The sequence below is a fragment of the Paraburkholderia atlantica genome, from assembly GCF_009362785.1.
Classification (GTDB): domain Bacteria; phylum Pseudomonadota; class Gammaproteobacteria; order Burkholderiales; family Burkholderiaceae; genus Paraburkholderia; species Paraburkholderia atlantica.
On record NZ_WHNQ01000005.1, the window covers coordinates 191,551 to 206,929 of the forward strand.

A 15,379-nucleotide genomic window follows, 5' to 3' on the forward strand; every position below is an offset into this window, starting at 1 on the left:
TTAGAATATGCTAGCCGGCATGAAGTAACGTCTAAAGTTTCCGGAGCCGAAGCAAATCAGGCGACCAGAGAGGCTAGGTCTCCCCCAGTGATGTCCCGGTTTTAGCGAGATCGAACCGTTATAAGGGTTGGCTGCAATTTTGCAGCATTGGAAAAAGGGAGAATGCTGGTGTTTCAGGAAGGCTTTGGCGGACAATGACCACATCCCACAAATTCACGAAGCATCAAAGCAGCTTTTTTGCGCACCGTATTACGCTCGAAGGTATAGGGGACGACGCGCTCGCGCAATCCCTCTCAACTGCACGCGTCGACATGAATCCGCATCAGGTCGATGCCGCCCTGTTCGCGCTCGCATCTCCATTGTCCAAAGGGGTCGTCCTGGCCGACGAAGTCGGTCTCGGGAAAACCATCGAGGCGAGTCTTGTTATTGCGCAAAGATGGGCCGAGCGCAAACGCAAAATACTTCTAGTTGTCCCTGCATCGTTGCGGAAGCAATGGAGTCAGGAGCTAATTGAGAAATTCTCGCTGCCTTCGACGATCATCGAGAGCAGGAGCTACAACTTGGCTAAAAAGAACGGGAACCCCCGCCCTTTCAGTGTCGCCGACAGCATCCTCGTCACCTCCTATGAGTTTGCTGCCACGAAAGCGGAAGATGTCCAGCGGGAATCGTGGGACCTCGTCGTCTATGACGAAGCGCACCGGCTTCGGAACGTCTACAAGCAGGGAACTGGCTTGCGCGCCAAGCGACTGCGTGACGCGACCGCCGATTGTTTCAAGATCCTACTTACAGCCACGCCGCTGCAGAACTCCTTGATGGAGCTCTACGGCCTCGTCTCCGTGATCGATGAGCATTTCTTCGGCGATGAAAAAAGCTTCCGTGCCGCGTATGTCGGCGCTTCGTCTACGAGGAATTCATTCCTGTTCCTGAGGAAGCGTCTCGAGGCCGTCTGCAAACGGACGCTGCGCCGGCAGGTGCAGCAGGCCGGTCTAATCAAATACACGGCACGCAGTCCGCTGACCCTGTCTTTCGAGCCGTCTGACGATGAAGCAGAGCTGTATGCTGGCGTATCGGCTTATCTGCAACGCCCTGGTACCATCGGTTTCGGCGACAGGCCGAATGCGCTTGTCACCCTAGTCGTACGCAAGATCCTTGGATCTTCGACGTTTGCGGTTTCCGAAACCTTGGCCAAGATCATCGATCGACTTCGTGACAAGCAGCGGCCAACGATTGAGAACTTTGTAGATTACGACACGATCGACGAAACGGCGGAAGAATTCGAGGACGACGGAGTTGAGGAAGACGATATCGACCCTGTCAAGCTCGCGGCCGAGATCGCCGAACTCGAGGGATACCGTGCCCTGGCCCTGGCCATCGGGGAGAACGCGAAGGGCGGCAAGCTTGTCGGTGCCCTGCCCGGTGCATTCGATACGATCGAGTCGAAGGGCGGCCAGCGGAAAGCGGTGATTTTCACCGAATCTGTCCGGACGCAGCGCTATCTGGCTGATCTGCTCACCGCCAACGGCTATGGCGAGGAGATCGTTCTTCTCAACGGCCAGAACAACGATCCGTCCAGCGGGGCGCTTTACCGCGACTGGTTGGCCCGTCATAAAGACTCGGACGCTATCTCGGGGTCGAAGAGCGCCGACATGAAGGCCGCGATCGTTGAGGCATTTCGTGACCACAAATCTATCCTGATCGCGACGGAATCTGGCGCGGAAGGCATCAACCTGCAATTTTGCTCTCTGCTCTTCAACTTCGACCTGCCCTGGAACCCGCAGCGTGTCGAGCAGCGCATCGGTCGCTGCCACCGTTATGGCCAGAAGATCGATGTGACTGTGGTCAACTTCCTCAACCTGAAGAACAGGGCTGAACAGCGCGTCTTCGAACTGCTCGACCAAAAATTCAGGTTGTTCGACGGGGTGTTCGGAGCCAGCGACGAGGTCTTGGGCGCGATCGAGCGTGGCGTCGATATCGAGAAACGCATTCTTGAGATCGTTCAGGCCGCCCGCAATGAAGACGAGATCAACACCGCATTCGACCAGCTGCAAACCGACTTACAGGCGCAGATCAGCGAGCAGGTCCTTGACGCGCGCAAGCGCCTGCTGGAGAACGTTGACGAAAAGGTCATTCGGCAACTGAAATCCCGGGACGACGAGATCCGCAAGCATCTCTCCGACTTCGATCGAGACCTTCTTCGCATTGCCCGGGCTGAATTGCCGGAGGCGGAATTCCATGCGGATGATGAGCGCCGCTTTGATTACCTAGACCACACCTACACGACCGAATGGCCGCTCGCCGACGAACGGGGCTGGCAGTTCTTCCGGCTGACGGAGGGCACGCTGGCCCAGAAGGTGATTGCTGACGCCAAGAGCCGCCAGTTCGACGGCGCGAACCACCTCCGGTTCGACCTATCAGCCTACCCAGGCCGGCTCGCCGATGTCGAGCCGCTGCGGGGATCGAAAGGCTGGCTGCGTGTGGCCAAGCTGCGCGTGAATACCGCCGCCCTGGTGCGCGACTATCTCGTTCTCTCAACCACGGCGGATGAGGGAGAAGCACCACATCCGGAAACGATGGAGCGTCTGCTGTCGGTTCCCGCGCATGACGCCGGCCCGGCGACCGCCGCGCCCATTAGCGATCTCGACACCATCGAAACCGCTCGCAGGGCAGATCTTCTCGCCTTGGCTGAAGCGGAAAATGACGCATGGCTCGAAGAGGAAAGTGAAAAGCTGGACGCCTATGCCGATGACCTCGAAAGGGCGTTCGAGGCAGAGATCAAGGCCATCGATATCGAAATCAAAGCCGCCAAGAAGGCCCTCCGGGGCTCAAATTTGGCGATGAGCGAAAAACTCGCGGAAAAGCGCCGTATCAGCGCGCAGGAAGCAAAACGGGACAAGATGAAAGCAGAATTTTTTGATCGAAAGGCAGAGATCCGCGCTGAAGTGGAATCGATGCTCGATAAAATTCAGGAAACCCTGAAACTCTCCCCTGAACTGACACCGTTGTTCACGGTGCGCTGGGAGGTTGCATGAATAAGAAACAGCGGCTGGAGCTAAATTGGATCGGCAAGGATAACCGGCAGCATCTTGAGCCACGCATATTAATCGAGGATCCCTCAAAATCGTATCACGCAAAGCATCGTTTCACGGACGGTGATCTATTCGACAATCGCCTGATTTTCGGTGACAACCTCCTCGCGCTCAAAGCACTCGAATCTGAGTTCACGGGCAAGGTGAAATGCGTCTTCATCGATCCTCCCTACAATACCGGCAGCGCCTTCACGCACTACGACGACGGGGTGGAGCATTCAATCTGGTTGTCGCTCATGCGCGATCGGCTCGAAATCATCCACCGATTATTGTCAAACGACGGGTCCCTATGGATCACGATTGACGACAACGAAGTTCACTACCTCAAAGTCTTATGTGACGAGATTTTTGGGCGGGCAAACTTTGTAAGCAATGCCGTTTGGCAAAAGAAATATACCATCGCAAACGATGCGAAGTGGTTAGCTGAAAATCACGACCATGTGCTTGTCTATGCGCTTAACAAAGAGACATGGCGACCATACCGGTTGCCACGTAGCGAAGAAATGGACGGCCGTTATCGCAATCCTGATAACCATCCCAAAGGGCCGTGGAAGGCGACACCACTATACGCAAAGAGGACCGGTTCAGAAAAGGAGCAAGCGTTCTCCTTTACGTTCAAGAACGGCGTGGTCTGGGCGCCGCCTCGGGGTTCGTCGCCTCGTTTTCCCGCTGAGGCCTTGCGGCAAATGGACGAAGGGGACGAAATTTGGTTTGGCAGCGATGGTTCCGCTTCGCCTTCGAGAAAAACTTTTTTGAGCGAATTGAAGGTGTCGGGCACCCCAGCGCCAACAATCTGGTTGCATACCGATGCGGGCAACAATCATGAAGCCCGAGAAGAGGTTAAAGCCATAAACCCCGATGATCCCTTTGCTACGCCTAAACCTGAAAAGCTTTTAAAGCGCGTCCTTGAGCTTGCAACAGTTCCCGGCGACCTCGTCCTCGACTCCTTCGCGGGCTCGGGAACCACAGGGGCGGTGGCACACAAGATGGGCCGCCGTTGGATCATGGTCGAGTTAGGCGAGCATTGCCATACACATATCATCCCGCGGCTAACCAAAGTTATTGATGGCGATGATGCAGGTGGGGTAACGAATTCAGTTGAATGGAAAGGAGGTGGTGGGTTTCGGTATTACAAGCTCGCCCCGTCACTCCTCGAAAAAGACAAATGGGGCAATTGGGTCATCCAGTCCGACTACAATCCCGCGATGCTCACCGAGGCTGTCTGCAAGCTCATGGGCTTTAGCTACGAGCCCAGCGAGCAGTGCTACTGGATGCACGGACACTCCTCCGAGCGCGACTTTATCTACGTGACCACGCAGAGCCTCACGCGCGACCAACTGCGAGCCATTTCCGAGGAAGTCGGCGACGAACGGAGCCTGCTGGTTTGTTGCAAGGCGTTCAACGCCAAACCTGACGCTTTCTTGAATCTGACCATCAAGAAAATCCCGCTCGCGGTGCTCCGCAAATGTGAATGGGGTAGGGACGATTACAGCCTGACGGTCGAGAATCTGCCGGAAGCAAAGGCGGAGTCGAGCGAAGCACCTATAACGCCCGCGACAAAGCGCCGGGTATCAAAGGCGCAAGCAGACCTGTTTGCGGAAAAGGAATAATTACGATAATGAATCGCGAACTGCACAGCATCACCCAACGATTGTCCCTTCGCAAGCCGCAGGCGGATTCCCTTGAAATCCTTGCCGAAGTGCTTGAACGCATTCCGCTCAAGAAAGAGATCGCCGACGGTCAGGCTCTCGCAGCCATCCGCGAGAAATGGCCATCTTTCGAGGACTTCGAGCGCGACTTTCCCTCGTTGTGTTTCGCCCTTGCAACCGGTGTCGGCAAAACACGCCTGATGGGTGCGTTCGTCGCCTACCTTTACCTCACGGGACAGAGCCGTCACTTTTTCGTGCTGGCTCCCAACACGACGATCTACAACAAGCTCATCAACGATTTCACACCGGGACATCCGAAGTATGTCTTTAAGGGGATCGCCGAGTTTGCGACCAATCCGCCGCTCATCATCACGGGCGACAACTATGAAAGCGGCCGTGGTGTCCGGCTCGCCGACGGGAGTGCTTCCGATCTGTTCGGAAGCGACGTTCACATCAACATCTTCAATATCGACAAGATCAACAAGGAGGAGGGGCCTCGCGGTACGCCGCGCATGAAGAAGCTGCAGGAGACCATCGGCGAAAGCTACTACGACTATCTCTCCGGGCTCGACGATCTCGTTGTCGTTATGGATGAGGCCCATCGCTACCGCGCAAGTGCCGGGGCCAAGGCCATCGACGGCCTTAAGCCGATCCTTGGGCTCGAGCTGACGGCAACACCGAAAACGGTCGGTACAAAATCGACGTCTTTCCGCAACGTCATCTATAGCTATGGCCTCGGAGAGGCGATGGCGGATGGCTTTGTCAAAGAGCCCGCCGTCGCGACCCGCAAAGACTTCGATTCCAAATCCGTTTCCGAGGATCGCCTCGAGCAGATCAAGCTTGAGGATGCGGTCCACAACCACGACCACGTCGCCGTCGAGCTCGACCGCTACCACCGGGTCACCGGCCGGGCCAAGGTGCACCCGTTTATCCTTGTCGTCGCGCAGGATACGGATCACGCGCGGCGCCTCCGCGCCTACGTCGAATCCGAAGATTTTTTCCGCGGTCGTTTCAAGGACAAGGTCGCCGAGGTGCATTCGGCCTTGCGCGGCGAGGAAAGCGAAGAGGCAACCCAGCGTCTCGTGGCGCTCGAGCAGGACGGCCGCACAGAGATGGTCATTCACGTCAACAAGCTCAAAGAGGGCTGGGACGTGACTAACCTCTATACGATCGTGCCGCTCCGGGCATCGGCCTCGGACATCCTCACGGAGCAGACCCTTGGCCGCGGCCTGCGTCTGCCTTATGGCGAGCGGGTCACACAGCACGACGATGAGGATTTTGCCGCCGTCGACCGCCTGACCGTCATTGCGCATGACCGCTTCGACGAGATCATCCAGAAGGCGCGCGAGCCGGGCTCGATCGTCATGAAGCAGATTGAGATCGGCGATGGCTGCGATGTGTCGTCGGGCGGTGCAACGCTCGTCACGGCTCCCTCGATCGCAGAGATCATGATCACCGGCACGGGACCATCGCTGCCTGGGCTTGATGCTTCTGCCACCAAGCCCGTGCTGACGCTCGAGACTCCTGAAGAAACACGGACCGCCGAAGTGACGCTCGAGGTCATCCGGCGGTTCGAGCGCAAGCTTGGCAGCGCGGATGAGCTGCGATCGAGCGATGTCCAGCGCCAGATCGTCGAAGCGGTTCAGGAGATTGTTCGTCCCGTCCAAAGCACATTGGAGGGGATCGTCCCGGCCCTCCGGGTCGAGGAAATCGTTTCGGCCGTCACGCAGACGGTCGCCGAACGCACGCTGTCGATACCCCAGATCCTGGTCTTGCCCAAACGCCAGGCGACGTTTCAGTTCGCCGACTTTGATCTCAAGGATCTCACGACGATCAATGTCCGTCCGATCGACGACGGACTTGTCATCCAGACCCTGCGGACCGAAGCGCGAACATACTTGGCGAAGACTGTCGACGATCCGCGGGAAGACCGCCTGGAAGACTATCTGGTGCGGTTTCTCATCGAGCGAAACGAGATCGACTACGACGCTCACGCTGACCTTCTATACAAGCTCGCGGGTCAGGTCGTCACCCGCATCAGCTCTTATCTCGAAAATCCGGCGGATATCGAGAATGTCCTGCTGCGCAATGGCAGGCAACTGGCGGAGTTCGTGTTCGCGCAGATGATGCAGAACTACCATGAAACCCCGCTTGGCGAGGATGACTACGAGGTCCGCGTCACGCGAGGTTTCACGCTGCTTCAGCCGCAGCCCTTCAACATCGTTCCGGGACAGAAAGTCAGGGACTTCCGGCAAGTCGTCTCCCCTTTATCTGATACCAAGCGCCAGGTCTTCGGCGGCTTCAAAAATTGCTGCTACTCGCTGCAGAAATTCGACTCCGATCCGGAGCGCAGATTTGCTGTTCTGATCGATGCCGACCCGACGGTCGAAAAGTGGTTGAAGCCAGGCCGTGCCCAGTTCCAGATCGAATATCGCTCGGGCGACAACTACGAGCCCGATTTTGTGATCGAGACGGACACCCGTATGGTGATCTGCGAAGTGAAGAGCAAGGATGAGCTGTCGGACCCTGTCGTCCAGGCTAAGGCGAAAGCTGCGACCAAATGGTGCCAGGCGGCGACACGGCACGCGGCGGAGTGCGGTGCAAAGCCCTGGTCATACGTCCTGTTGGGTGATGACCAGATTATGGGTAGCGCGACCCTCACAGGGCTGATATCCAAATTTGCCCACGCATAATGAAACCCTGAGAGGCATCATGGCGCTCGATACCCACTATGAATACGTCGTCGTTGAGAGTTTCGTGCCGGTCGAAACAACCGGCCTCCATGGTGCAATTCATATCCGGCCTGCCGCCAAGGTTCAAGATCCGCGCCAAGCTGACTGACCGGGACGGTGGCGGTCAATATCTGTATAGCTCCTATCGCTGGCCGGTCGAAGTGCTGCCCGGGCGTTAGTCAGAGGCGCTTTACACTCGGCGCATGGCATGGCGACAGGCCGCAACTGGTCGATCAGCGCCGCTACCATCGACGAGCTGACCAACGAGCTGAAACCGGCGGTTGAGCGCGCGCTTATCAGGCACGGCATTCCGACCTCGCGCATTCTTGTCAACGTGAGTGACGACAGCCTGATCCTGACGAGCAATTTACCGTTCGGCCAGTGGGACCAGACCTTCGCCGACGACGCCACGCTCACGGCGGCACTCCTCGATCGGCTGCTTCATCACGCACACGTCGTACCCATCTCTGGCGACTCGTACAGACTGAAGGAGAAACGTCAGGCCGGCATGATCAACCGTGTCCCGTCGCCATACCTAAGCGACGAGAACGACGTTAAACGCAAACACAATTCGAAGGAGGTCGGCACCAACCCAATAACCGCAGGAGTGGGTGTATCAAATTACGATTGCGTTTGCGTCCGAAACTGTATCAACTTGAGATTGCGTTTGACACGGTCGAGATAAGTTTGGGTAGCGAAGCAAAGTTGGGGGCAGTTTTGGGGGCATCTCCGCTGCCCGATTCGAGCAGACAGTGACCGTTTCGCGGTCAGGAGTTCGATCCTCCGCATTTTGACTGAGCAGTGGCGGTAAAACCGCTGGAGCCCCCTGGTTGGGTGCGGCATTCCATCTGCTTGATCCCGGAAGCGGCGACGTGGGTGGCGGCGTTCAATCTAGGAGGCACATAGCTTGGAGCGAATGGGTGATGGCGATCGCGACGACCTCTATCCCATCTGTCGTCGCGATCGCTTTGCTGTCGCAGTCGACCGTAGGTGAGCAGCCCGTTTGTGTCGTCACTTCAACTCAAACTTAATATTCGCCTGCTCAAGCATCCAAGCCTCGATCTTGTCGTGCCACATGCGTAGCAGATCGAGGGGCCGTCGCCGATAGTGTTTTTCGGCGATTGCCGACGGTTTGTGTCCTTGGATTTGGGCGACGACGCCGACTGGCACCTCCACCCACTCTGACAGTGTGCCGAATGAGCGGCGAAGCCCATGCAGTGATATATGCGGCAAGCCCGTTGGTTCCAATGCTCGATTGTGGGCATGACGAGGTTCGGCAATCTTTCCGTCCGATGCTGTTTTACTGGCGAACACCCACTCCGATGGTTCCCACTGTTCGCCTCTTTCAGCGAGGCGAGCGGCTTGACGTTTATTCGGCGGCATCTCATTTAGGCGCTGAAGGTTCCGCAATTGGCTGGCTAGATAAGGCGTGAGCGGAATAGTCCGGCCGCCGGTACCTTCAACTTTGTCGTTCATAGTCAAGCTGCGCCAGCGGAAGTCCACGTCTTCCCAACGCAGCGCGGCCAGCTCTTCTCGACGGGCGCCTGTAATCAAGAGCCCTTGAAGGTATGCGCTAATTACCGGATTGGCGATGCCACCTACCGCGCTAAACCAAACGGACAGTTGCTCGCGCTGAAGGCAATCATCCTTCGCAGCGCTACGGGGGAGAATGCCCTTGACCTTTGGTGAGGCGTAGGCCTCGTGGGGGACGATGCCTGCATACGTCTCATGAGTGTCGCACCACCGAATGAATGCCTTGAAAAGGCCGAATGCATGACCGGCGTTCGTTGGCCCCCGAGGTATTTCGGCCTCGAGCCACTGAGACATGGAAGTTGCCGTTATCTCGGTCAACCGTTGCGGCATGAGCGGAGCCAATGGCCCACGCACTTTTTCTTTGCCGCCGCGTTTTGCAATACCGCCGCCCGGCGACGAGAGGTTGATATGGTCCAAGATGTAGCGCTCCGACCGCGGCTTTTTGGTTTTGGGCGAGATCTTTGTCCGTAGATGTTCCAGGTAATGCTCCCACGCTTCGCCGACAGTTACGTCCTGACGGCGCTTCGCCGCCTGCCGGGCTTCATGGGCGACCTTTTGCTCGGCCTCTTTCTCGCGCGGATCAACGCCGCCGTCAATAAGCGTCTGGAGGCTTCGCGCGCGCTCCTGAGCTTGAGTGATCGTCCAGCTTTTCGGATCGCCGATCGTCATTCGCACGGTCGAGCCATGGATCTTCCCCTGAAAGATATAAGCCTTGGCTCCGCTAGGTGTGGCCCTCAAGCCGAGTCCGGGAGTTTTGCTGTCCCAGAGAAAGGACTGCGACTTACCATGTTCGCAGCGATGTGTCTCTACCCGTGCCGCAGTGAAGTTTACCTTTGCCACCAGGCCTCCTCGTGTGCCGGCGATCCCATGTAACCGCCATGTAACCAAATTATGCGGCAATGAAGGTATATCGATCAACATCAACGGAGAGGGCGATTCTTAAAAATCGTTTAATTACAGTGGGTTATGATGTTAAGTCAACATCGATCTATCTCAATGAACCTCGACTTGTTCGTATTCGCAATGCGAAGGTCGGGAGTTCGATCCTCCTCCTCGCACACACATCCGCACGCTCTCCCCAACCCTCATAAAGAAATGGCTGACGCCGCTTTCGAGTTCCGCCTCCAAGTCCTTTCGCGCAAGTGCCAGACACCGATTACCGTATGGCCCATACCAGCGCATAGTCCAATTGCTGCGGACCAATGTCGATACCGTCTGAAAGTGAAAGGACCGACGTCGTTGTCTGCGTCCGCATATCAGTTTGGCTGAGAAGGCCGGGCCGCCTTTGCCAGCACGCTCATCGACTGGTTTAACGCTTCGAATGATACGAGCGTCGTGACGAACAACTCGGTCATGGCGATGGCACAGTCATCATTGACCACTACTACGACATTCCGAAGCGCGAAGCGCTATTGAAGATGCTGAACTGCCATCTCAGCAAGAAATCACTAGGATCCAGGCATGAAAACACTCAGGAAACTGAAAAATCTGTCGTTAACTGCGATTGCGACAAGTTGAAAGTTCCCGAATTCCATTTTCCGACATGCTGGATCTAGATCGAGACATCATGCAAGTCCAGCCGGACGCTGGCACCGGGCGAGGAATTCATCTCCACACACCCGCAGTACATCGCCGCTTCTGTCTCGCGCCGCTCGACTCGTCGGGATTGAAGCATTAATTATTTTAAAAATATGCCGATTGCAATATTTATTTTCCTGATTCTGATTTTCTTTCTTGGAAAGTCGACGGGCGGTCGCATCATTCTTTTCGCCGCAATGATTGGTGGCCTTTATGTTTTTTATTGGAAGTGGACTACAGGCGGTTTTTAAACAACCGCCTGCTTTCGACTAAAAGCAAGACCCATGCGGCCGAAACACTAGCCGGTACGCTCAAGCGCCCGTTCCTGCATATCTGCATTTCCGGACTCGAGAGTGAGTACGTCGGTGAAACGGAAAAATATGACTCCGGCCTTCCCTGAGGCCGATCGCGAAGGCGTCTCTTGATCTAGTTTGGGAGCGAAAGCACTCGCTTCCCAGAGAATTAGAGTGCGAGTGAAAATGCCTTTGCCTTCCGTTTAAATTTCAGCTCGATTCCATTTGGCAGCGAAATCCCCACCTCGGGACGCGCCCGTACTCCACCGGCAGACAATGCGTTTTTCACCCACCCCGAGCAGCCACGGTTGAGGTACGCTTACCAAACCCCTCATGTCCCCCCAATTCCGCGCCCTGACGACCATCCTCAAGAACGCGCATCCTCAATAGCTCGCTTCCGCGTATGCCACCCCCGGCCCCCACCAACCGCGACCTCCGCGCCGCCTTAAGCGACCTCGACGGCGCCCGCAACTGGATGGCATCCATCTGCGGCCCCCACGGCCTGCAGGTCACTCACCCGGAGCGCCTCCGCTTCCACCAGTCCGGCACGGTCCTCCGCGCGATGGCAACAACAATCGGCTACGTCGAATACGGCACTGACGTAACGGTCGCTGTAAGCGAGAGCAGCCCGCTGAACTGCTACAGCGTGAGCCTCCCGATGGTGGGCCAGCAGGAGCTCGCCGCACACGGAAAGCGGTGGTTATCGGATCAGGACTGCGGTCTGATCGTGAGCCCCCAAGAATCGCAGGACCTAACAATCACCGGCAACTGCCGCAAGCTACACGTAGCGATCCCTCGCTCCGCGCTCCAACAGGTGTTGCAGACAATGCTGCAACGCCCCATCGAGGCCCCGCTCGTATTCCAGCCCGACATGGACGCGGCCGCCGGCGACCAGGCGTCGTGGTGGCGCATGATCAAATTCCTGGCTGGCGAGATGGACCGCTCGGGACCGTCGCTGAGCCAGCTTTACATGTCCAGCGAATTCGAACTGACGTTGCTCAAAGGACTGCTGCTGTCGCAGCCGCACAACTATTCGGAACAGCTAGCCGACGCGTCGACACCAACGCCACCGCATTACCTGACCCGCGCGCGCCAGTTCATCCACGACAACGCGCGCCAGCCGATCACGCTCGAAGACATCGAGCGCGCGTCGGGTGTATCGCGCTTCAAGCTGTTCGACGGCTTCCGCCAACATTTTGGCTGTGCGCCGATCGCCTATCTGAAACGCTATCGACTCGAATCGGCGCGGCGCGACATTCTCGAAGACCGTTCGGTGCGCAATATTTCGTCGGTGGCGCTGGGCTGGGGGATGTCGCATCTCGGCCGTTTCGCGACCGAGTACAAGGCGTTGTTCGGCGAATCGCCGTCCGAGACGCTGAAGCGCGCGGCGCGGCGTTAGAACCAGGTTCTATCGCGCGTTGCTCTCGCCGAACTTCTCGAAAAACAGCCGATAGTCCCGAATACCCTGCTCGGTGAGCCAGGTCTTGATCGCTTCGACCATCGGCGGCGGTCCGCACACGTACATGTCGAAGCCGTTCGATTCGAGGAACGACCGGTCGAAATGCTCGGGAATCAGCCCCGTTTTGCCGGCCCACTCCGGCGCCGGATTCATCACGACCGTCTCGACCGCGAATCCTTCGATGCTCGCCTTGTAGCCGTCGATGCGCTCGGTCTCGCACAAATCGGCCGCATTGGTGACACCGTAGTACAGATGCACCGGATGCGCGACTTTGCGTTTCGCCGAGATCTCGTCGAGCATGCCGAGGAACGCGGAGAGTCCGGTGCCGCCCGCAACCATCACGAGCGGACGCTCGACCTGGCGCAGATAGAACGCCCCAAGCGGCGCCTCGAACTCGACCGTATCGCCGACCTTGCATCGTTCGCGCAGATAGTTGCTCATCACGCCGTCAGGCAGCAGCCGGATCAGGAATTGCAGCTCGTTGCGCTCGTTCGGATGATTCGCGAACGAGTACGACCGCCAATCTTCCGTGCCCGGCACCTTCACGCGTGCGTACTGGCCCGGCAGAAAATCGAGCTGACGGGCATGCGCGCGCGCATCCACACGCAGGATCGCGGTCGTCGCCGACACCAGCTCGACGCCTGCGACGCTCGCGGACACGGTGCTCGTGCCGGCGCCTTCACACAGCGTCGAGTCGAAGTCGAAATAGAACGACGCATCCGACTTCACGCGCGTCTGGCACGACAGGATCTTGCGCTGCGCGAGGTCTTCTGCGCTGAGTGTTTCGTCGTCGACGTAATCAAGCGTGTAGTCGCCCGATTCGCAGCGCCCCTGGCAGGTGCCGCACACGCCTTCGCGGCAGTCGAGTGGAATGTTCACGCCGTTCTTCAGCGCCGCGTCGAGCAGCAGCTCGTTCGGGCTCACATCGAAGAACGCGGTTTTGCCATCGGCAAAGCTCAACGCGACTTTATGTTTCATCGTCGTGCCCCCCGCTTACAGATGGTAGAAATCCAGCACCGCGTTGATGTGGTCGTTCAGCAGCAGCACGTGCTTGCGCTTGATCTTCCAGCTATCGCCCGACGCTTGCAGCTCATACACCGCGCGGCCATAGAAGTAATCGGTCGCGCTGTGCCGCGTGTACAGCGTCGACCAGTTCACGTTCGCTTCGACGCTCGAATCCTCGCGCTGGGTCAGCCGCACGTTGCTGATCTGATGCATCGTGCGCGGCAGCGGCGTCGATGCGGCCGACTTGCCGGTGCGCAGACGGAACACGCGGTCTTCGAGGCCGGCGCGATCCGAGTAGTAAATGAGCGACATGCCTTGCTTCGGATCGGTCGTGTAGACGTGCTCTGAATCCCACTGCGGCACATGAAACACGCTCTGCGGATCGAACAGTTCGAGGTATTCGTCCCATTGCTGCTTGTCGCACAGATCGGCCTTCAGATACAGAAACTGCTCGACGGAGTGTTGGAGTTGGCTCATGCCTGCTCTCCCTGCGATTCGATGGATTTGTCCAGACCCTTGAGGATCGTGTCGCGCCAGGTGCTGTGCTGATTCACGTAAAGCCCTTCGTGGGTCAGCTCGGTGCCGGTCAGATTCGGTGTGATGCCGAGCAGCGTGGTGTTCGCCGTTGCGCCACTCGCCCACTTGTGATGTCCGCGCGAGATGTCGCTCCAGCGTTCGAGGCGCGCCTGGAAGCCGCGCTGCTGCTCGCGGAATTCGACGAGGTCGTCGGGCGTGCCCATGCCGGACACGTTGAAGAAATCTTCGAACTGACGGATGCGGTTCTCGCGATCCTGCGCCGACTCTCCCTTCACGCCGATGCACTGGCTGATGATCTCGGTCTTGTTCCACGCGACCGGCCGCACGATGCGCAGCTGCGAGCTGATCTGGTCCATGAAGAACAGGCTGGGGTACACATTCAGGTTGCGCAGCCGGTGCATCATCCATTCGGCCTTGTCCTGACCATAGGCTTCGACGAGCCGCGGCATCACACTTTCGTAGCCGGGGCGCACTTGCGGATTCGGCATATCGCTGAACAGCACGCTGTGGCCGTTCCTGAACGCGAACCAGCCGTCGTCGGTTTCGCTGTCGCCGGCGCCGAGCTTGCTGTAGTCGAGCGTGCCGCTCGGGCTATCGCCCTTCTTTGCGTTCGACTCGATGCGATGCTGCACGGTCGCCACGTAGTTGTAGTGCACGGTGCTCACGTGATAGCCATCGAGACCGTTTTCGTTTTGCAGCTTCCAGTTGCCGTCGAACGTATAGGTCGACTTGCCGGGCAACACTTCGAGTTCACCGGTCGGCGACTGCGCGACCATCATGTCGAAGAAGATGCGCGCGTCGCCGAGATAGTCTTCGAGGGTGTCGGTGCCGTCGACGTCGAGGCTCACGAATACGAAGCCCTTGTAGCTCGCGATGCGCGCTTTCTTCAGGCCGCGCACCGACTTGTCGAAGTCGTCGCAGTATTCGCCCGGCGCCTTCACCTTCACGAGGCGGCCGTCGTTCTTGTAGCACCATGCGTGGAACGGGCACGTGAACGTGGACTGGTTGCCCTTGCTCATCCGCGTGAGCGTCGCGCCGCGGTGCTGGCACGCGTTGATCATCGCGTTCAGGTTGCCGGCGCCGTCGCGCGAGATGATCAGCGGCTGGCGGCCCGCGCGCATCGTCAGGAAATCGTTGTTGTTGGAGATCTCGCTTTCGTGACACGCATAGATCCACGTCTTCTCGAAGATGTGCTCCATCTCGAGCGAGAACAGTTCGGGCTCGGTGAACATTTCGCGGGCAATCCTGTAGACGCCTTCCGCCGGTCGGAAGTCCAGACAGCCGCTAACGAATTCGCGCCATTCGCCGGCGCTGCGCTTCTCGCTCATGATGTGTCTCTCTCCTTGGGTCCAATCGTTTGAACGTGACAGGCTCGATTGAATACCCAAGTGGAGAGGCCAACTATCCAGCCAATATGCATTCACTATCCGAATAATTGGACGACTCCTGGATCATCTGGCGATGGGGCGCAAACCCCCACCCGGCGGGGCTTCCGGCGCGCCGTTCT

General features: G+C 57.9%; 9 protein-coding genes and 1 pseudogene. 6 read left to right on the forward strand and 4 right to left on the reverse strand.

Annotation, left to right across the window (positions count from 1 at the left end; genetic code table 11):
• The first annotated feature begins 194 nt into the window (after positions 1-194).
• The 5 genes and pseudogenes from GCT19_RS09570 to GCT19_RS09590 form a co-directional block, all read left to right on the forward strand.
• Positions 195-3,029 carry an SNF2-related protein gene (locus GCT19_RS09570; protein ID WP_152851733.1) on the forward strand — a complete coding sequence of 945 codons (2,835 nt, stop codon included), beginning with the start codon at positions 195-197 and terminating at the stop codon, positions 3,027-3,029.
• On the forward strand, positions 3,026-4,696 hold the full coding sequence (locus GCT19_RS09575; RefSeq protein ID WP_152851734.1) for a site-specific DNA-methyltransferase: 1,671 nt from the start codon (positions 3,026-3,028) through the stop codon (positions 4,694-4,696). Before GCT19_RS09570 ends, GCT19_RS09575 begins: the two co-directional genes overlap by 4 nt.
• Positions 4,697-4,704: 8 nt before the next feature.
• The gene (locus tag GCT19_RS09580; RefSeq protein WP_152851735.1) at positions 4,705-7,428 is read left to right on the forward strand and encodes a DEAD/DEAH box helicase family protein; all 2,724 of its coding nucleotides are present in this window, start codon (positions 4,705-4,707) and stop codon (positions 7,426-7,428) included.
• A gap of 19 nt (positions 7,429-7,447) precedes the next feature.
• The gene (locus GCT19_RS44370) at positions 7,448-7,576 is read left to right on the forward strand and encodes a hypothetical protein (protein WP_265334612.1); all 129 of its coding nucleotides are present in this window, start codon (positions 7,448-7,450) and stop codon (positions 7,574-7,576) included.
• A gap of 237 nt (positions 7,577-7,813) precedes the next feature.
• Positions 7,814-7,981 (forward strand): annotated as a pseudogene (locus tag GCT19_RS09590) (ATP-binding protein); the annotation flags it as partial.
• Between the two features lie 497 nt (positions 7,982-8,478).
• Here GCT19_RS09590 and GCT19_RS09595 read toward each other — a convergent pair.
• On the reverse strand, positions 8,479-9,840 hold the full coding sequence (locus GCT19_RS09595; protein ID WP_321576781.1) for a tyrosine-type recombinase/integrase: 1,362 nt from the start codon (positions 9,838-9,840) through the stop codon (positions 8,479-8,481).
• Positions 9,841-11,346: 1,506 nt separating this feature from the next.
• Between GCT19_RS09595 and GCT19_RS09605 the strand changes: the two genes are divergently transcribed.
• Positions 11,347-12,270, forward strand: coding sequence for an AraC family transcriptional regulator (locus GCT19_RS09605; protein WP_227749225.1), 924 nt, complete (start codon positions 11,347-11,349; stop codon positions 12,268-12,270).
• Between the two features lie 9 nt (positions 12,271-12,279).
• Here GCT19_RS09605 and antC read toward each other — a convergent pair whose 3' ends face one another.
• The 3 genes from antC to antA are packed head-to-tail and all read right to left on the reverse strand — an operon-like array spanning position 12,280 to position 15,200.
• Entirely contained in the window at positions 12,280-13,308 is a 1,029-nt protein-coding gene (antC, locus tag GCT19_RS09610; RefSeq protein WP_018436849.1) for an anthranilate 1,2-dioxygenase electron transfer component AntC, read from the reverse strand.
• 15 nt (positions 13,309-13,323) lie between these two features.
• Positions 13,324-13,812, reverse strand: coding sequence for an anthranilate 1,2-dioxygenase small subunit (gene antB / locus GCT19_RS09615; RefSeq protein ID WP_152851737.1), 489 nt, complete (start codon positions 13,810-13,812; stop codon positions 13,324-13,326).
• The gene (antA, locus tag GCT19_RS09620; RefSeq protein WP_152851738.1) at positions 13,809-15,200 is read right to left on the reverse strand and encodes an anthranilate 1,2-dioxygenase large subunit; all 1,392 of its coding nucleotides are present in this window, start codon (positions 15,198-15,200) and stop codon (positions 13,809-13,811) included. The genes antB and antA overlap by 4 nt, the downstream gene beginning before the upstream one ends.
• Between the last annotated feature and the right edge of the window lie 179 nt (positions 15,201-15,379).

Bases quoted from the DNA above. Each gene is read 5' to 3' on its own strand.
- antA (WP_152851738.1), bottom strand. From the start codon at position 15,200: ATGAGCGAGAAGCGCAGCGCCGGCGAATGGCGCGAATTCGTTAGCGGC.
- GCT19_RS09575 (WP_152851734.1), top strand. From the start codon at position 3,026: ATGAATAAGAAACAGCGGCTGGAGCTAAATTGGATCGGCAAGGATAAC.
- GCT19_RS44370 (WP_265334612.1), top strand. From the start codon at position 7,448: ATGGCGCTCGATACCCACTATGAATACGTCGTCGTTGAGAGTTTCGTG.
- GCT19_RS09570 (WP_152851733.1), top strand. From the start codon at position 195: ATGACCACATCCCACAAATTCACGAAGCATCAAAGCAGCTTTTTTGCG.
- antC (WP_018436849.1), bottom strand. From the start codon at position 13,308: ATGAAACATAAAGTCGCGTTGAGCTTTGCCGATGGCAAAACCGCGTTC.
- GCT19_RS09580 (WP_152851735.1), top strand. From the start codon at position 4,705: ATGAATCGCGAACTGCACAGCATCACCCAACGATTGTCCCTTCGCAAG.
- antB (WP_152851737.1), bottom strand. From the start codon at position 13,812: ATGAGCCAACTCCAACACTCCGTCGAGCAGTTTCTGTATCTGAAGGCC.
- GCT19_RS09605 (WP_227749225.1), top strand. From the start codon at position 11,347: ATGGCATCCATCTGCGGCCCCCACGGCCTGCAGGTCACTCACCCGGAG.